Origin of the sequence: Glutamicibacter sp. PAEs-4 (assembly GCF_051161755.1) — a bacterium.
Lineage (GTDB): Bacteria > Actinomycetota > Actinomycetes > Actinomycetales > Micrococcaceae > Glutamicibacter > Glutamicibacter nicotianae.
In genome coordinates this window covers 253,975-272,070 of sequence record NZ_CP195017.1, presented here as the reverse complement: position 1 = coordinate 272,070, position 18,096 = coordinate 253,975, and the positions used below count along the sequence as shown (strand labels likewise).

The 18,096-nt window shown below is 63.4% G+C and carries 14 protein-coding genes and 3 riboswitches; of the genes, 7 read left to right on the top strand and 7 right to left on the bottom strand.

The window, feature by feature from the left end:
• Positions 1-43: 43 nt before the first annotated feature.
• On the top strand, positions 44-1,867 hold the full coding sequence (ggt, locus tag ACR9WD_RS01340) for a gamma-glutamyltransferase (RefSeq protein ID WP_434922536.1): 1,824 nt from the start codon (positions 44-46) through the stop codon (positions 1,865-1,867).
• Between the two features lie 88 nt (positions 1,868-1,955).
• Here the strand turns inward: ggt and ACR9WD_RS01335 are convergent, their stop codons facing one another.
• The 3 genes from ACR9WD_RS01335 to ACR9WD_RS01325 all read right to left on the bottom strand — a co-directional run bounded on the left by ACR9WD_RS01335 (position 1,956) and on the right by ACR9WD_RS01325 (position 5,374).
• On the bottom strand, positions 1,956-2,471 hold the full coding sequence (locus tag ACR9WD_RS01335) for an ASCH domain-containing protein (protein WP_434922535.1): 516 nt from the start codon (positions 2,469-2,471) through the stop codon (positions 1,956-1,958).
• Positions 2,472-2,580: 109 nt separating this feature from the next.
• Positions 2,581-3,984, bottom strand: coding sequence for an LLM class flavin-dependent oxidoreductase (locus ACR9WD_RS01330; protein WP_434922534.1), 1,404 nt, complete (start codon positions 3,982-3,984; stop codon positions 2,581-2,583).
• Positions 3,985-4,042: 58 nt separating this feature from the next.
• The gene (locus ACR9WD_RS01325; protein WP_128470744.1) at positions 4,043-5,374 is read right to left on the bottom strand and encodes an acyl-CoA dehydrogenase family protein; all 1,332 of its coding nucleotides are present in this window, start codon (positions 5,372-5,374) and stop codon (positions 4,043-4,045) included.
• A 15-nt stretch (positions 5,375-5,389) separates the two neighbouring features.
• A riboswitch (SAM riboswitch) is annotated at positions 5,390-5,481 on the bottom strand.
• Positions 5,482-5,748: 267 nt separating this feature from the next.
• A riboswitch (SAM riboswitch) is annotated at positions 5,749-5,851 on the top strand.
• 5 nt (positions 5,852-5,856) lie between these two features.
• Between ACR9WD_RS01325 and ACR9WD_RS01320 the strand changes: the two genes are divergently transcribed.
• From ACR9WD_RS01320 to acs, 4 genes are all read left to right on the top strand, one after another.
• A complete protein-coding gene (locus ACR9WD_RS01320) occupies positions 5,857-6,672 on the top strand; it encodes an ABC transporter ATP-binding protein (RefSeq protein WP_434922533.1) in 816 nt (271 codons plus the stop codon).
• An 84-nt stretch (positions 6,673-6,756) separates the two neighbouring features.
• Entirely contained in the window at positions 6,757-7,779 is a 1,023-nt protein-coding gene (locus tag ACR9WD_RS01315; RefSeq protein ID WP_066143637.1) for an aliphatic sulfonate ABC transporter substrate-binding protein, read from the top strand.
• A gap of 6 nt (positions 7,780-7,785) precedes the next feature.
• The gene (locus ACR9WD_RS01310) at positions 7,786-8,613 is read left to right on the top strand and encodes an ABC transporter permease (RefSeq protein WP_141356988.1); all 828 of its coding nucleotides are present in this window, start codon (positions 7,786-7,788) and stop codon (positions 8,611-8,613) included.
• A gap of 61 nt (positions 8,614-8,674) precedes the next feature.
• Positions 8,675-10,636: an acetate--CoA ligase gene (acs, locus tag ACR9WD_RS01305; RefSeq protein ID WP_121865995.1), complete on the top strand. Its 1,962-nt coding sequence runs from the start codon at positions 8,675-8,677 to the stop codon at positions 10,634-10,636.
• Between the two features lie 84 nt (positions 10,637-10,720).
• Here acs and ACR9WD_RS01300 read toward each other — a convergent pair whose 3' ends face one another.
• Positions 10,721-12,598, bottom strand: coding sequence for a BCCT family transporter (locus ACR9WD_RS01300; protein ID WP_233125362.1), 1,878 nt, complete (start codon positions 12,596-12,598; stop codon positions 10,721-10,723).
• A 662-nt stretch (positions 12,599-13,260) separates the two neighbouring features.
• On the opposite strand from ACR9WD_RS01300, the gene ACR9WD_RS01295 reads away from it, so the two are divergent.
• Both ACR9WD_RS01295 and katG read left to right on the top strand, forming a co-directional pair.
• Complete coding sequence (locus tag ACR9WD_RS01295) at positions 13,261-13,713, top strand: Fur family transcriptional regulator (RefSeq protein ID WP_174520621.1); 453 nt, start codon at positions 13,261-13,263, stop codon at positions 13,711-13,713.
• Positions 13,714-13,793: 80 nt separating this feature from the next.
• A complete protein-coding gene (gene katG / locus ACR9WD_RS01290; protein WP_434922532.1) occupies positions 13,794-15,980 on the top strand; it encodes a catalase/peroxidase HPI in 2,187 nt (728 codons plus the stop codon).
• A 91-nt stretch (positions 15,981-16,071) separates the two neighbouring features.
• On the opposite strand, the gene ACR9WD_RS01285 is transcribed toward katG, so the two are convergent.
• The 3 genes from ACR9WD_RS01285 to ACR9WD_RS01275 all read right to left on the bottom strand — a co-directional run bounded on the left by ACR9WD_RS01285 (position 16,072) and on the right by ACR9WD_RS01275 (position 17,871).
• The gene (locus ACR9WD_RS01285) at positions 16,072-16,701 is read right to left on the bottom strand and encodes a methylated-DNA--[protein]-cysteine S-methyltransferase (RefSeq protein ID WP_254590959.1); all 630 of its coding nucleotides are present in this window, start codon (positions 16,699-16,701) and stop codon (positions 16,072-16,074) included.
• Positions 16,698-17,195: an RNA polymerase sigma factor gene (locus ACR9WD_RS01280; RefSeq protein WP_073707328.1), complete on the bottom strand. Its 498-nt coding sequence runs from the start codon at positions 17,193-17,195 to the stop codon at positions 16,698-16,700. The genes ACR9WD_RS01285 and ACR9WD_RS01280 overlap by 4 nt, the downstream gene beginning before the upstream one ends.
• Before the next feature lie 115 nt (positions 17,196-17,310).
• Positions 17,311-17,871, bottom strand: coding sequence for a histidine phosphatase family protein (locus ACR9WD_RS01275; RefSeq protein ID WP_434922531.1), 561 nt, complete (start codon positions 17,869-17,871; stop codon positions 17,311-17,313).
• A gap of 110 nt (positions 17,872-17,981) precedes the next feature.
• Positions 17,982-18,093, top strand: a riboswitch (SAM riboswitch).
• Positions 18,094-18,096 lie beyond the last annotated feature (3 nt).

The following is an 18,096-nucleotide window of genomic DNA, read 5'->3' as shown; positions in this document are numbered from 1 at the left end:
TGGGCAGTGTCATGACCCACCTACTGCCAAGGAGCGCAGTTCCATGCCCCCACGTTCACTACGCGCCGGCGCCGGAGCGCTGGCACTGGCCCTCGGGCTGGCCGCGACCGCGGTCGCGCCGGCCGCGGCCGACCCGCGACAGACCGAGAAGCAACCCGTAGCCACCGGCACCGGCGGGGCGGTGGCCACCGTCGACCCGGAGGCCTCCTCGGCCGCGGTCTCCGTGCTGCGCCGCGGCGGCAACGCCGTGGATGCGGCCATCGCGGCCGCGGCCACCCTGGGCGTCACCGAACCCTACAGCGCCGGCATCGGCGGCGGCGGATACTTCGTGTACTACGACGCCAAGACCGGGAAGATCAGCACCCTGGACGGGCGCGAAACCGCCCCGGCGGCCATGCCCAGCGATGCGTTCATCGATCCGGCCACCGGCGAGCCCTACCCGTTCACCCCCGAGCTGGTCACCAGCGGGGTCTCGGTGGGCGTGCCCGGCACGCTGGCCACCTGGCAGGCGGCACTGGAGCGCTGGGGTTCGCTGCGCCTGGGCCAGGCCCTGCAGCCGGCGATCCAGACCGCCACCCGCGGCTTCGTGGTGGATGAGACCTTCCGCGAGCAGACCCTGGACAACAAGGAGCGCTTCGCCGCCTTCGAATCGACCCGCGAGCTGTTCCTGCCCGGCGGGGACGCACCCGCGGTGGGCACCGTGTTCAAGAACCCGGACCTGGCCCGCACCTACCGGATGATCGCCCAGCAGGGCACCGACAGCTTCTACGAGGGCGAGCTGGCCGAGCAGATCGCCGCCACCGTGCAGGCGCCCCCGGTGGTCGAGGACACCGAGCTGCCGGTGCCGGTGGGCCACATGACGGCCGCCGACCTGGCCGGCTACGAGGTCATCGAGCAGGATCCGACGAAAGTCACCTACCGGGGCCTGGAGGTCTTCGGGATGGCCCCTTCCAGCAGTGGCGGCACCACCGTCGGCGAGTCGCTGAACATCCTGGACCAGTTCGAGCTGTCCGAGATGTCCCGCACCGACGTGCTGCACCACTACCTGGAGGCCAGCGCGTTGGCCTACGCCGATCGCGCCAAGTACCTGGGCGACCCGGCGTTCGTGGACGTGCCCACCGCGGCGCTGACGGACAAGCTCTTCGGCGCCGAGCGCGCCTGCGCCCTGGATCCGGACACCGCCGCGCTGAAGCCGGTGGCGCCGGGCGATGCGAGCGACTATGACGGCATCTGCCCCACCGGCGTGGTGGAGGTGGCCGAGGAGCAGGACACCGAGAACATCTCCACCACCCACCTGTCGGTGATCGACCGCTGGGGCAACGTGGTCTCCTACACGCTGACCATCGAGCAGACCGGCGGTTCGGGCATCGTGGTGCCCGGGCGCGGGTTCCTGCTGAACAACGAGCTGACCGACTTCTCCACCGTCTACAACCCAAAGGATCCGAACCGCATCGAGCCGGGCAAGCGCCCGCGCTCGTCGATGTCCCCGACCATCGTGCTTGAGGACGGCCAGCCGCTGCTGGCGCTGGGCTCCCCGGGCGGTTCGACGATCATCACCACCGTGCTGCAGACCCTGGTGAACCGGGTGGATCTGGGCATGGACATCTCCTCGGCAATCGCCGCCCCGCGCGCCTCGCAGCGGAACAGCGCCCGGGTGACCGCCGAGCCGGAGTTCATCGCCGCGGACGCCGCGGCGCTGGAGGCCTACGGCCACCAGTTCGTCGCTTCCGGTGACTCGTTCACCCCGCAGGCGGAGATCGGCGCGGTCGCGGCCGTGGAGGTCAACCCGGATGGCACGCTGACCGCGGCGGTCGAGCCGACCCGGCGCGGCGGCGGCTCGGCGATGGTGGTGCGCGAGGGCAGGTAGCCTTAGGGCGCCGCGACGCCAATAAACCGGCCCGCGAGGAACCCCGGCGGGGAGCCTCGCGGGCCGGTGCGCGTCAGGCCGGTGTGCGTCAGGCCGGCGGCCAGGCCACCTCGAAGCGCTCAAGCACCACGCGGTGCCCGGGCCGGTGGGTGTCCTGCGGCTGCCAGGCCTGTCCGGCGGCGGCCTGGGTGCGCCGCCAGTATTTCCCGTGCTCCCGCCGCCAGCCGGCCAGGGTGCGCTCGTCCTCCCCCTCGGCGTACGCGAAGTTCTCGTCCACCTCGTCGAACGCGGCCAGGCGCACCGCGGTGGTGCGCAGGATCAGGGCCGGGGCGCCGGTCGAATCGCAGGCGATCCAGTGTCCGCCGGGCTCGGGCAGCGGGTCGCCGGACTGGGCGTACTCGACTTCCAGGCTGGCGGTGGCGCGCTTGGTCCCCTCGCGAACCAGGCCCAGCAGCTCGTCGGCCAGTCTCGGGTGATCCCCGAAGTAGTCGGCCACCCAGGGCCCGAACGGGTCCCGCCCGGTGGCGGCACAGTAGGCGTGCCACATCGTCGCGGCGGCCACGTGGTCCGGGGCGGGCAGCGCGCCGGTGTGGTCATCAGTCATGGCCCCAGCATAGGGCCGGTGGGTGCGCGCACGACAAGACCCCGGCCGGCTCCGAGCTGAAAAGCCGGGGCCGGCCGGGGTCTTGTGGAACCGCTGCCGGGCGCGGTGGCTAGGCCTGGGCGGCCAGGCGGCTGGCGATGCGGTACTGCGCAGCGCGGTGGGTGTCCTTGACCCGGTCGCCCTCGCCGAACAGCTTGTTGCGCAGGCTGCCCTCGGCGTACTCGGTCTTGTAGGCGCCGCGCGCCTGCAGCTCGGGGACCACGTACTTCACGACGTCCTCGAAGGTTCCCGGGGTGATTGCGTAGGCCAGGTTGAAGCCATCCACGTCGGTGTAGTCCACCCAGTCGATGAGCTTCTCGGCGACCTCGGCGCCGGATCCGACGGTAATCGGGCCGAAGCCGCCCACGCCGACCCACTCGGCCAGCTGGCGGATGGTCCACGGGTTGCCCTCGTCGCCGCTGGCCTTCTGGAAGGTTTCGACCGTGGACTGGATGGCGTTGGACTTCACGTTGGCTCCGATGACGTCGTCCGGGCCGTACTCGGACAGGTCAACGCCCATCCATCCGGAGATCAGCACCTGGGCGCCCTCGATGTCGGCGTAGGACTTGTAGTCCTCGAACTTCGCCTGGGCCGCGGCCGAGTCCTCGCCGGTGATGATGGTCTGCATGGCGAAGATCTTCACGTCGTGGCGGTCGCGCCCGGCGGCTTCGACGGCATCGCGAATCTTGGTGACGGTGGCCTTGAGCATCTCGCGGGTCGGGCTGGTGACGAACACGGCCTCGGCATTCTCGGAGGCGAACTTGATGCCGCGGCTGGAAGCGCCGGCCTGGTAAATCACCGGGGTGCGCTGGGTGCTCGGCTCGGTGATGGCGATGCCCGGCACCTTGAAGTACTTGCCCTCGTGCTCGATCGGGTGCACCTTGGCCGGGTCGGTGTAGATGCCGGTGGCCTTGTCGGCCTGCACGGCGTCGTCTTCCCAGGAGCCCTCGAGCAGCTTGTAGACCACCTCGAGGTACTCGTCGGCGTGGTTGTAGCGCTCGTCGTGCTCCATCTGGTCTTCCTGGCCCATGTTGCGCGCGGCCGAGGGCAGGTAGCCGGTGACCACGTTCCAGCCGACGCGGCCGTTGGTCAGGTGGTCCAGGGTGGCCAGGCGGCGGGCGAACGGGTACGGGTGCTCGTAGGCGGTGCCGGCGGTGACGCCGAAGCCGAGGTTCTCGGTGACCGCCGCCATCGCGGAGACCAGCAGGAACGGGTCGTTCACCGGGGCCTGGGCGCCGGTGCGCAGCGGGGACTCGTTGCTGCCGTTGAACACGTCGTAGGTGCCCAGCACATCGGCCAGGAACAACCCATCGAACTTGCCCTCTTCCAGCACCTTGGCCAGGTGGGTCCAGTAGCCCAGGGTCTTGTAGTCGGCGGCCTTGTCCTGCGGGTGGCGCCACAGGCCCGGCGACTGGTGCACCACGCAGTTCATGTCGAATGCGTTGAATAGGATCTCGCGCTTGTTCTCGCTCATGTCTTTGCCCCCATTAGGTCGATGTTCATGGAAAGTATCTGCTTTGCGTCGCGGGCGCTCAGGCCCGCTGGGTCGAATCTTCGCCGGTGACGGACAGCCGCTGCGGCTGGACTCCGTTGATCTCGTAGTCCCCGACGATGCGCGCCTTGTAGATCGCCGGGTTGTGCGTGGCGATGGTGCGCGCATTGCGCCAGTGCCGGTCAAGGTTGCAGCCGCTTCTGGTGGACGAGGCCCCCAGCCCGTCGAAGAGCTTGCTCGTTACGCCGATGGCCAGCGGCTGCACCACGGTTTGCGCACGGTTGGCTGCCAGCTCGCAGACCGCGTAGCGTTCCTCGTCGTTCAGTCCCGGATCGCCCAGGGCCGCCTCGACTTCGAGCACCGCGCCGATCACCACCGAGTCAGCGGCGAAGGACTCCGCGGACACCTCGCCCACCAGCTGCAGGACCTGGGGTTCCTGGTATACCGGCACCCCGGTTCCGGTGGTGAAGATGCGGGTGCGTGCCTGCACCGCGCTGCGCAGGTCGTTCAGCGCGGCGCGGGCGATGCCTGCCTGCACGGACATGAGCACCAGCTGGAAGATCGCCGCTTCGGAGTCATTGCGCTGCTGCGGCATGAAGCAGTCCACCGGGACCTGATGGAATTCGGTGGTGCCGGTTCCGGTCAGGCCCTGGCCGAATCCGTCCCAGTCATCGAGGATCTTGACGCCGCTGCGCTGAGTGGACACCACCGCGATCTGGCGTCCGGCAAGCTCAGGGTGGGCCACCGCAACAGTGGTCCAGTCGGCAAAGATGGTGCCGGTGCAGTAGTACTTCTCGCCGTCGACTACCCAGCGCCCGTCCACGAAGCTGGCCTTCGTATTCAAGGTGCCCAGGGCGTTGCCGCCGCGCTCGGTGTAGGCGTTGCCGACAATCTGCCCGGCGGCGATGCGGGCCACCCACTTCTTGCGCAGCGCCTCGTCTTCCAGTGCCAGCACATTCTCGACAAAAGCGATATGCGCGCGCCACAGCTGGCCTACATGGGAGTCGGCCTCGGAGAGCTCGATGAGCAGGCGGAAGACATCCACCAGCCGCGCACCGTAGCCACCGTCGGCCACGGGAAGGCGCAGCGCGCCGAAGCGCTCGCGGTTCAGCAGGCCTACCTGCTCGAAGGGAAGCACGCGGTTCAGGTCGCGGTCCTTGGCGGTCGCGGCGATCTGGGCGAAGACCGGGCGGAAGATTTCGGCCAGCCGGTCGTACTGCTCATCCGCGCCGGGGCCGGGAGTGATCTTCAGCAGCTGCCGGGTGGGCAGCTGCTCCTCGAACTCGTCCAGTTCCAGAGCGCTGGCTTGCGAAGGATCGCTGAGCTGGTTGAAGTCCAGCCCTGGGGCATTCGGTGATTCGCCAATAGGCATAAGGGTTCTCAATTCTTTCCATCGGTCCTGGCAGTAGCACCGTCCCGCTCTTCGGGTGGTTGCTGCGGCGTCGTGGAGCCAGATCTCTCAGCCGCTCTGGATGGGTCGTGATTCATTCGTAACGGTAATAATCCGGCGCTTCCAAGCCGCGAAGTCATATTTCGCCTCAGATTTGGAAGGGCCTATGCTCAAATCCCACAGCCTAATCGCCGTCCCATCGAAGATGAGTTGCACGGATTGGCTTGCAGTCGATCGAACCGGACCTAGGTAAAATAAATAACGAAATTTCTGGGCAATGTGACGCAGTTGTCGAAGATTTTTTCATGTTACGCAAGATTTGCGTCCAAATCGTTCGACTCGCTGTAATAGAAGGGTAACCATCCCGAGCGGCCGAGAGATCTGGCTCTTTGACGCCGCAGCAACCACCTTCGGAGCTCCACCTCCGCAGGCCGGTGCTACCGCCAGGACCGATGGAGATTGATATGGCTCTTACCATTCCAGCGCCCGAGGCAACGTCAACCACCTCAACCGCACTGGACGTCCAATTCAGCAACGTGTCGCGGACCTTCTCCACAAAGAAGGAAAGCCGCACCGTGCTGGCCGACATCAACTTGCACATTCCAGCCGGCCAAGTCCTCGCGATCCTAGGAGCCAGCGGCTGCGGAAAATCCACGCTGCTGCGTTCGGTCTCCGGGTTGGACCACCCCTCCACCGGTGACATCCGCACAGGCACCCACGAGGTCAACGGCATCAACGAGCTATGCGCCGTTGCTTTCCAGGAACCACGGCTGCTGCCGTGGCGATCGGTGCGCGAGAACATTGCGCTGGGTCTGGCCCCAGGAACCGAGAAGGCCTCTGGCGACGCGCTGATTGATGAGCTGATCGAGCTGACCGGGCTGAGCCATGCAGCCAGCCTGCGCCCGCGGGAGATTTCCGGCGGCATGGCCCAGCGTGTTTCGCTGGCTCGCGCGCTGGCCCGCCGCCCGGGCGTATTGCTTCTCGATGAGCCCTTCGGCGCACTCGATGTCCTGACCCGCCTGAAGATGCAGGATTTGCTGCTCTCAATTCACGCATCATTCCCCACCACGGTACTCATGGTGACCCATGACGTGGACGAGGCTTTGACCTTGGCTGACCGCGTTATCGTCTTGGGACGCAGCACCGGGAACGGCGCGGCTGGTGTCATCGAAGACCTAGCGATCTCCGCCGGGAAACCACGCCGACACACGGACGAGAAGTTCGTTGCCGATCGCCTGCACCTGCTGCGCCTGCTCGGCGTCGACCCAACCAACCATTAATCCAGGGAACGCATTGGATCCTCGGCGATCCTTGCTCTTTGCCCTATCGTCCATCCGCTTGCACGCATAATTCTAGGATTCTCCATGCTCTTGAACCGCTTCTCCCGCCGCACCGCACTGTCCGCCGCCGCTTTGCTCATGGGCGCAGTTGCCCTGACCGGCTGCGCTGGCGAAAACGCTACGGCCGACTCCGGTGATCAGACCTTGTCCATCGACTTTGCCACGTACAACCCGCTGAGCCTGGTGCTCAAGGAAAAGGGATGGCTGGATGCGGCCGCCAAGGAACAGGGCGTTGACGTCGAGTGGATCCAGTCCGCAGGTTCCAACAAGGCCAATGAGGCGCTTCGCGCCGGTGCTATTGATGTCGGTTCCACCGCCGGTTCCGCAGCGCTGCTGAACCGTTCCAACGGTGCACCAATCAAGACCGTCGCCCTGTACTCCCAGCCGGAATGGGCAGCCCTGGTAGTGGACAAGGATTCAAAGATCGAGTCCGTTGAAGACCTGGCAGGCAAGACCGTGGCCGCCACCAAGGGCACCGATCCCTACTTCTTCCTGCTCCAGGCTCTGGACACCGCGGGACTGAGCGAAGATGACATCAAGCTGCAGAACCTGCAGCATGCCGATGGCCGCACCGCGCTGGTCAACGGTTCGGTCGATGCCTGGAGCGGCCTGGATCCAATCATGGCCGCCGCCGAAGAAGACGGCGCGCAGCTGGTTTACCGGAACCTGGACTTCAACACCTACGGTGCGCTGAACGCCCGCGAAGATTTCATCGAGCAGAGCCCCGAACTGGCCCAGCTCGTGGTCGACGCCTATGAGAAGGCTCGCGGCTGGGCTGCCGAGAACCCTGGGGAAACCGCTGAGATCCTGGCCGACGTTGCAGGGCTCGAACCAGAAGTTGCCAAGACCGTGATCGAGGAACGCTCCAATCTGGACGTTCCGGCGGTTCCCGACGCCAAATTCACCGGAGTGCTGAGCAACATTGGCCCCACCCTGGTGGCCAGCGGCGATGTTTCCAAGCAGGAATCCGTAGATGAAGCACTGGCAACCCTCGTTGACGACCAGTTTGCCCTCAAGGCAGATGCTACGAAGATCTCCGGAGAGTAAACAGCGATGAGCACCGCAAACGTAGCTGATACCCGGGAAAATCCGACACCTGCCAAGCACAAGGCAGGCATCGCCGCAACGATCCTGCGAGCACCCAAATGGCTGCTTGCGCTGATCCTGCCGCTGGCCACCCTGGCTGTCTGGCAATTCGTCACGGTGAGCGGCACCGTTGCCCCGTGGACGCTGCCGACTCCAGGCTCGGTCGTTGCCGCCGCCTTTGAGCTCCTCGAAGATGGCGATCTTGGCAAGCACATCGGCATTTCCACCCAGCGTGTTCTGCTCGGCTTCGCCTTTGGTTCCCTGCTCGGCCTGGCGCTGGGCGCCCTCGTCGGCCTGTCCAAATTGGCAGATGCGTTTCTGGGCCTGAGCATCAGCGCCCTGCGCGCCGTCCCTTCGCTGGCTTGGGTTCCGTTGCTGGTGCTCTGGATGAAAATGGGCGAAGATTCCAAGGTCACGCTCGTGATCATCGGCGCGTTCTTCCCGGTCTTCACCACCGTCGCCTTGGCATTGCGCCATGTCGATGCCCACCTGATCGAGGCCGCTCGCTCCTTCGGCTTGAAGGGACTGAAGCTGCTGCGCACAGTCCAGCTGCCCGCGGTAGTCCCTTCCATCTTCTCCGGACTGCGCTTGGCACTGGCCCAAGCGTGGCTCTTCCTGGTCGCGGCTGAACTGCTCGGAGCATCGATGGGCTTGGGCTTCCTGCTCACCGATTCGCAGAACAATGGCCGCCTGGACCGCCTGATCATGACCATCGTGCTGCTGGCCGTCTTCGGAAAAATCACCGATGCCCTGCTATCGATAGCCGAACGCTGGGCGATCAAACGCTGGACCTAGCCCCGGACTAGCTAGCACCGGCTGGCAACGCTATCCCTTCCCCCACCAAAGAAAGTTTGCAATGACCACCGAATTGGCAACAACCTCAGCACCTGAATCAGAGGCGGCACGCCAGGAATTCTGGGACGAAGCGGCGCACCTTTTGGATTGGGACACCCCGTGGCACACCACCAGCCGCATCATTCCGGCTGACCCCCAGGCGCAGCGCGGCCCGGAAATTTCCTGGTATCTCGGCGGCAAGCTGAACGCGGCAGTGAACTGCGCCGACCGCCACGTCGCCGCAGGACGCGGCGAGAAGGTTGCGCTGTACTTCGAAGGCGAACCCGGCGACCGCGTTGCAGTCACCTACAAGAATCTGCAGGAGCGGGTTTCCCAAGCTGCCAATGCCTTGGAATCCCTGGGCGTGGTGAAGGGCGACCGCGTGGTCATCTACCTGCCGGTGCTCATTGAAACCATCGTCATCACCTTGGCATGCGCCCGCATCGGCGCCATCCACTCGCTGGTCTTCGGCGGCTTCTCTGCCGAAGCGCTGAAGTTCCGCGTGGAAGACACCAAGGCGAAGGTGCTGGTCACCACCGACGGCCAGTTCCGCCGCGGCACCTCGGTCCCGGTCAAGGACAACGCCGATGCGGCAGTTGCCGGCGAGAACGAAATCGAAAAGGTGCTGGTGATCCGCCGAACCGGAGATGAGATCCCGTGGACCGAGGGCCGCGACGTCTGGTGGCATGAGGTGGTTGATACCCAGTCCACCGAGCACACCCCGGAGTTCTTCGACTCCGAGACGCCGCTGTTCATCATGTACACCTCGGGGACCACCGGCCAGCCCAAGGGCCTGGTGCACACCACCGGCGGCTACCTGACGCAGGCGGCCACCAGCTACAACATGCTGTTCGCCAATCCAGACGAGTCCCAGCGCGAGCACGATGTGCACTGGTGCACCGCTGACCTGGCCTGGGTCACCGCCCACACCTACGAGATCTACGGTCCACTGGCTAACGGCGTCACCCAGGTCATCTACGAGGGCGTGCCCAACGCCCCGCATCCGGGCCGGCACTTCGAGGTCATCGAACGCTACAAGGTCACCAGCTACTACACCGCTCCCACCTTGGTCCGCTCGCTGATGGGCTGGTTCCCCGACGGCATCCCGGCAGAATACGACCTGTCGTCGGTGAAGATCGGCGGCACCGTGGGCGAAGCGGTTAACCCCGAGGCGTGGAAATGGTTCCGCCAGCAGATTGGCCGCGACACCGCGGCGGGCCTGCCCATGGTCGATACCTGGTGGCAGTCGGAGTCCGGCGCGACAGTGCTTTCCCCATTGCCTACGGATGAGCACTTCAAGCCGGGTTGCGCCGCACGTCCGCTGCCGGGCATTTCGGTGGACATCGTTGACGCCAATGGCCGCAGCATGCCGGCCAACGAGCAGGGAAATATTGTCATTACCCGCACCGGCCCGTCGATGGCCCGTACCGTTTGGGGCAATCCGGCACGCTACTACACCAGCTACTGGGAACAATACGTCGAGCAAGGCTGGTTCCTGGCCGGTGACGGTGCCCGCTTCGATGAGGACGGAGACATCTACATCCTGGGCCGCACCGATGACGTGATCAACATTTCCGGCCATCGGCTGTCCACCATCGAGATCGAGTCGGCGCTGGTCACCAACCCCGGTGTGGTGGAAGCCGGCGTCTGCCCCACCCCGGATCCCAAGACCGGACACGCTGCTACCGCCTTCGTGGTGCCGCTGGACAAGACCCTGATCGCCGAGTCGCCTGATGCGGATCTCGCTGCCCGGCAGGCCGAATTCATTGCCGAGCTTCGCGAGACCGTCGCGGTCCAGATCGGCCCGATTGCCAAGCCGCGTGAAATCGTCCTGGTTCCAGATGTGCCCAAGACGCGTTCTGGCAAGATCATGCGCCGCCTGCTCACCCAGTTGTTCGAGGGCACCACGCTCGGCGATACGACAAGTCTGCAGAATGAGCCGTGCATCCCGGAGATCAACGCGATCTGCCGCGCTCGCGGCTAATCGGCCAGGCCAAGCCTCCAGAGGTTAAATAAAGTGAAGCTTCTTCCCGGAATCGGGAAGAAGCTTCACTTGCTTTGCCGGTAATTACTCCCCGGCAGTTGGCTTCGGGCTCTCGCCGTCGCCCTCAGTTTTCTTGCCGTCCTCCACCGGGTCAATGGTGGCCTCGGTGGCTTCGGTGGCGAAGATCTTCACTTCAGCCTCCTTGCCATCGGCACTGACCAAAGGAATTTCGGTGGTCATCAAGCTGAACTGGCTGCCCTCATGGCGGTCAATCGCCTGGCCCACGGAATGCTCAAGCACCTTGCGGGCCACCTTGTCGCCCAGCACCAGCGGATCGTTGCTCAAGTCCTTCCACAACGCCACGCAGAGCAGCAGCATCACGATGACGAACGGCAGCGCCGAAACAATGGTGATGTTCTTCAGACCGTTCAATGCCTCCGCCGGATGATCACCGCCAGCCAGCAGCATCACCGCGGCAACAGCACCGGTGGCCACGCCCCAGAAGATCACCGCCTTCTTGGTTGGCTCTTCGGCGCCGCGTTCGCTGAGCGCACCCATCACGATCGAGGCCGAGTCTGCGCCGGTCACGAAGAAGATCGCAATCAGCAGCACGGTGACGACCATCAGCACGGTAGCCACCCAGCCTGCCAGCGGCAGGCGGCCGAGCATGTCGAAGAGGATCAGATCGAAGTTGATGTCTGGGGCGCCATCGACGATATTGGCCAGCTTTTCCCCGGTTTCCCCGGCGCGTTCGGCACGTTCCTGAATGCCTATTGCGCCGCCACCGAAGATCGAGAACCAGATCAAGGTGACAGTCGATGGCACCAGCAGCACGCCGGTAACGAACTGGCGAATCGTGCGGCCGCGGGAGATGCGGGCGATGAACAGGCCGACGAATGGGCTCCAGGAGATCCACCAGGCCCAGTAGAAGACGGTCCACGAGGACAGCCAATCAGACATTGCAACATCGCCAGCCGCCGTGCGCGAAGCCATCTCCGGCAAGTCGCCAATGAAGGAGCCAATGGCGTTGGGGATGACATTAAGGATGAACAGCGTTGGACCGCCAATGAATACGATCAACGCGATGATCACTGCCAGCACCATGTTGGTGTTGGACAGCCACTGGATGCCGCGCTCAATGCCGGAAACAGCGGAAGCAACGAACAAGGCAGTCAAAATCGCGATGATGACCACCAGAACGCCGGAACCGACTTTCTCCATCATCCCGGTGGCCTGGATGCCGCCGCCAATCTGCAATGCGCCAAGGCCCAGCGAACAGGCCGAGCCGAAGAGCGTGGCGATGATAGCCAGGATGTTAATCGTGCGGCCGCCCCAGCCGTGGATGGCGCGGTCGCCGAAGAGCGAGCTGAACATGGCGGAGAACAGCTGCGGGCGTCCCAGCCGGAAGCTGCCGTAGGCCATGCCCAAGCCGACAATCGCGTACATGGCCCATGGGAACAGCGTCCAGTGGAAGAGCGTGGTGCCCATAGCGGTGCTCAGTGCCTCGTTGGTAGAGCCTTCCACGGTTCCCGGAGGAGGCGACATGTAGAAGTACAGCGGTTCGCCGACCCCGTAGAAGACCAGTCCGATGCCCATGCCGGTGGCAAACATCATCGAGATCCACGAAACCGTGGAGAACTGTGGCGATTCACCGTCCTTGCCCAGCGGGATGCGCCCGAAATTCTTCGCTGCTACGACAATAGCGAAGACCGCGAATAATGCGGCGGCGATGACAAAAAGCCAACCAGTGTTGGTGATAACCCAGTCCAAGGCTGCGCTGGAGGCCTTGCCCAGCCCCGACGGGGTGGAGAAACCCCAAATGATGAATGCCAGCGCGATAACGCCGGCGATTCCGAATACCCAATAATCCGTACCGGAAAGGGAGTACTTCTTAGGTCGCCTGTGGCGAACTGAATGCAGTTCCTCGACGAGGTCTACGATTGATTGATCCGTCTGCTTCATTGCGTTCTTCCTTCACTGGTGAGATCCCGTGGAGAAGTTCCAGACGGAATCTGCCCAGCCATCGTTTCTAGAGTCAACGATCGCCATGCAGTGTGATTGATTGCGAATTGCTTTTCGGGTGTCGGTCCGTTGTCTCTAAATCTCGCGTCAGAACTGCCTGAAAGAAACAGCTATTCTGCGCAAATATCCCGCGAAATGTTCCTGCGAAGTGACCCGATTTAGCACGGAATTGACACGATAAATCCAAAATGGGCCTTTTCCAGCATTGTCGACATCTCACCGAGGGTCAAATCAGATCCTTGATTTCACGCCATTTTCAACGTTGGATACGCACTGGATCAAGATGTTTTCGCTGGTGCCGCGATCCGTGTGAGCTTCCTCGCCTCACTCGAATTTCCGGTTTCCGCTTCCGCTAAATCCTTCCCCGCCCCGAATTACCTCCGAAATCGGAATGAACCATTCTCCACTTCTTTTATTCGTCTCGAATATCCGGAATTCAACAATCACCTCAGCTTCGATTCCCCTCCGCCAAGGCATGCCTCAAAAGGCATACTTACTGCACAGAAGCTCTTTCGGCGCATTGTTGCCACTCACCAACTTGTAACCTGTAATACATTCGAACTTATCTTGACTCATTCAAAATAAGCGGGCATGCTGGTTACATGACATCAAAGGCAGGGATCGAGCAGGTGCTGAAGGCGGCATCGATGCGGGTTACACAACCCCGCGTTGCGGTACTGTCCGCTGTCGCTGCGCACCCGCATGCGGATACCGAAACCATCATTTCGGCCGTTCGCGAAGGGCACCCCAATGTGTCGCACCAAGCTGTCTACGATTCGCTGAAGCTTTTCACGAAGCTGGGAGTCATCCGGCAGATACAGCCGCAGGGCCATACCGCCCGCTACGAAGCCCGCGTTGGCGACAATCACCACCATGTGGTGTGCCGCCAGTGCGGCAAGCTGGCGGACGTCGACTGCGCTGTCGGCGGCGCCCCGTGCCTGCATGCGTCCAACGATCACGGCTTCAGCATCGACGAGGCCGAAGTGATCTACTGGGGCACCTGCCCTGATTGCCAGGCTGCGAATGCGCAGAAAGATGTCGTAGTAAACCCCTAGATTTGCCATCACGCAGGACTCGTTCCCGCGTGGCGGACATGAACCGCACAATCCCCTAAAAAATCCGGAAGGAAGAGCACATGTCTGAGACGACCGCAGGTCAGTGCCCAGTAGTTGGCGCGGGTCGAGTTCACCCAACCCAGGGCAACGCCAATACCGAATGGTGGCCGAACAAGCTGAACCTGAAGATCCTTGCTAAGAACCAGCAGGTATCGAACCCGTTGGATGAGGACTTCGATTACATCGAGGCGTTCAACGCACTGGACATGGAGGCTTTGAAGGCCGACTTGGCCGAGATCATGACCCAGTCCCACGACTGGTGGCCAGCAGACTTCGGACACTATGGTCCGTTCTTCATCCGCATGGCTTGGCACTCCGCCGGCACCTACCGCTCCCACGATGGGCGTGGCGGCGGCGGCGCAGGCCAGCAGCGCTTCGCCCCATTGAACTCGTGGCCAGACAACGTATCGCTGGATAAGGCTCGCCGCCTGCTGTGGCCGGTAAAGAAGAAGTATGGCCAGGCCATCTCCTGGGCCGACCTGATCCTGCTGGCCGGCAACGTGGCTCTGGAGGACATGGGCTTCGAGACCTTCGGCTTCGCCGGCGGCCGCAAGGACGTCTGGGAAGCTGACGACGACGTTTACTGGGGCCCTGAAAAGGTGTGGCTGGACAACGAGCGCTACACCGGCAAGCGCGACCTGGAAGCCCCTCTGGCTGCAGTCCAGATGGGCCTGATCTACGTGAACCCCGAGGGTCCAGACGGCAACCCGGATCCGCTGGCTTCGGCCATCGACATCCGCGAAACCTTCCGCCGCATGGGCATGAATGACGAAGAGACCGTAGCGCTGATCGCTGGCGGCCACACCTTCGGCAAGACCCACGGCGCCCACGCCGATGACAAGATCGGTCCGGATCCAGAAGCAGCTCCGCTGGAAATGCAGGGCCTGGGTTGGAAGAACGGCCACGGCACCGGCAAGGGTGCAGACACCGTGTCCTCCGGTCTGGAAGTGACCTGGACCTACCACCCAACCCGTTGGGACAACGAGTTCTTCCACATCCTGTTCGCTTACGAGTGGGAACTGTTCGAGTCGCCAGCAGGTGCCAAGCAGTGGCGCCCGGTCAACGGCGGCGGAGCCGGCCTGGTTCAGCCTGCGTTCGACACCTTGGAGAAGCGCGAACCGCGCATGCTGACCAGCGACCTGGCACTGCGCTTCGATCCGATTTATGGTCCGATCTCCAAGAACTTCAAGGAGAACCCGGACAAGTTCGCCGACGCCTTCGCCCGCGCCTGGTTCAAGCTGACCCACCGCGACATGGGCCCGAAGTCCCGCTACTTCGGTCCAGAGGTTCCAGCCGAGGACCTGCTCTGGCAGGATCCGCTGCCGGCTGCTCCTGAAGCCACCCTGGGTGCCAAGGAAATCGCCGAGCTGAAGTCCCTGATCAACGGCGCTGACCTGTCGGTGCAGCAGCTGATCTCCACCGCATGGAAGGCCGCAGCGACCTTCCGTTCCTCGGATAAGCGCGGCGGCGCCAACGGCGGCCGCATCCGCCTGGAGCCACAGGTTTCCTGGTCGGTGAACCAGCCGGAGCAGCTGAAGCCAGTGATCGCCAAGCTCGAGGAAATCGTTGACCAGTTCAACGCCACTTCCGAGATCAAGGCATCCTTCGCCGATGTTGTGGTCTTGGCCGGCAACGTCGGTGTTGAGCAGGCTGCCCTGGCAGCCGGCCAGCAAGTCGAGGTTCCATTCACCCCGGGTCGCGTTGACGCAACCCAGGAGCAGACCGACGTAGAGCAGTTCGCCTGGCTGGAGCCAGTCGCTGACGGCTTCCGCAACTACGACTCCGGTTTCCTGAACTTGCCTAGCGAGTACCTGCTGATCGACCGCGCGAACCTGCTGGGCCTGTCGGCTCCGGAGATGACCGTGCTGCTCGGCGGCCTGCGTGTCATCGGCAACAACTGGGACGGCTCGAACAAGGGCGTCTTCACCGACACCCCGGGCGCTCTGACCAACGACTTCTTCGCGAACCTGCTGGAACTCGGCCTGGAGTGGACCCCGTCGGCAGACGAGCAGAGCTACACCACCACCGACGGCCGTTGGACCGGCAGCCGCGTGGACCTGGTCTTCGGCTCCAACTCGGAACTGCGTGCTCTCGCCGAGGTTTATGCCTCGGACGACGCCAAGGAGAAGTTCGTCAAGGACTTCGCTACTGCATGGGCCAAGCTCATGGACGCGGATCGCTTCGAACTGCTGGCCAGTAGCCGCTAACCGGCCGCTAGCTTCTGGCAGATAGTGCTGGGCTGTTGCTCCCCTAGTGGGGAGCAACAGCCCAGCATTTGCTTAATCCGGCTATGGGCAGTTAAAAAAGCGTCGCCGCGCTGCCTGCGAAGTCCGGGTTTTCAAGTTTCAGCAGCTCCGTCTTGGCTTGCAGTCCTCCCAGATAGCCGCCCAATGATCCATCGGTGCGCAGCACCCGGTGGCAGGGCAGCACGATGGGAATCGGGTTGGTGGCGCACGCTGAGCCGACGGCTCGCACCGCCTTCGGCTTGCCGATCTGCTGCGCCAGCTGGGCGTAGCTGAGGGTCTGCCCGTAATCGATATGCCCCAGTTCCAGCTGCACTTGGCGGCGGAACTGCGTAGAGAGCTGCAGATCCACCGGGAGCTCGAAACTGTGCCGTGTGCCCGCGAAGTACTCATCGAGTTGCCGGGCGGTCCCATCCAGGCTCGACTTGTCGCGCAGGATGCGTGGGCTGAGCTTTTCCGAGAGCAGCTCAAGTATCCGGTCGTGGCCCTCGGATTCGAATGCCACCCGCACCAGCCCGGCATCGGTGCTGGCCAGCAGCAATGAACCCACTGGGCTGTCGACCATCCGATAGGCGACATCGACAAGTTCAAGCGCGCGGGCTTTTTCAGCGAGCTGGCCTTGCAGCGCGTCGAGGGTTTGCATTTCAGCGGCCGTCGCCTGCTGCTGATAATTTTTTTCGTTCATGGCTGCTCCCGCCATAGTTCCTGGTCGTCTAGCCGGACCCGCAGGTTCTTGATCCCGTCGGCACCGGCCCTGCGGGCAGCGGCTTCGCTGCCCGAAAGGATTTCGGCAATTTGCGCGTAGCTCATCCCGCCCAGGTACCGATAGGCCACGACCTGCCTTTGCTTGCCGGGAAGCTGATTCACCTCGTGCCAGAGCTGAAGATTGTCCAACTGCAGATCCGGCCGGTTCATCCCGGACGCGGGACCATCCATGTCCTGGTCATTAAGGATCTCCGGCTTATGCTTGCGCAACTCGTCAATGGCCTTGTTCCGGGCAATGCGCACCAGCCACGCCAGGACATTGGCATCATCTGGCAGCTGCGGGTACGCCTTGAGCGCGGCGAGGAAGGTTTCGGACCAGGCATCTTGCGCGCGGTGCTCATCCAGCAGGGCGCGGCAAACACGCAGGACGTTCAGTCCATAGTCTTGGACTATCCGCTCGAATGGTGCTTGCATGGCTCTCCTGGGATTTCGCGACCTGCTGGCCTCTCACCATGTAAACGCAACGGCCACCTGTTCTGTGAGGTGTGAATTAAAAATTTTGTCATTCACCCCGCTGCCGCACGGATTCCTAGAATGCCACCAAGTCGGATTCACCGGCGAGCTGCTCAAGCCGGGCCAAATCCACGTCGATAATTTCGCCATTCTCCACGCCTTGGGCTTGCCTGGTTCCTGCCAAGGCGTCGCGAATGGTGCGCATGGTGGCCCCATGGCTCACAATCATGATCTTGCGTCCGGCATGCTTGCTGGCTAGGCCCAGCAGCGCTGGCACCGCGCGGTTCAAGATGTGCGCACGCGGCTCAATCTGGTCTGCGGCGGCAGCCGATTCCTCGTCGCTGACCTCCGCCATGATCCGGCCCTCCAGCGGGCCGAAACCGCGTTCAATGAGTTCCGGAACTGCGTTGCCCGTTTCTGCCCCGATCTGCTGGGCAATCAGCACGGCAGTTTCCCGGGCACGCGCCAAAGGGGATGTCAGAATGAGCGAAAAGTCTTGGCCGATGAGCTTGCGCCCGACTTCGCGAGCTTGCTCGCGTCCGGTTTCGTTCAGCGGGATGTCGGTTTGCCCCTGCAGTCGGCCTGCAAGGTTCCAATCGGTCTGCCCGTGTCGAACCAGTGCCAGCGAAGTATCCATGACTCCAGCCTACCGGTGCCATAGATGTCGAAGAATCTCCGATCACAGGCCCGATACGCAACGTTACGACTCATAGTTGGGTCACGAACGGTCATGTTGCGAAGATTATTACACCATCCCGAGCGGCTGAGAGATCTGGTTCGATGACGCCGCAGCAACCTGCCACATCCGGTGGTTACGGTGCTACCGCCAGAAACGATGCAGCCGCTTACCCGTTGGAGAACG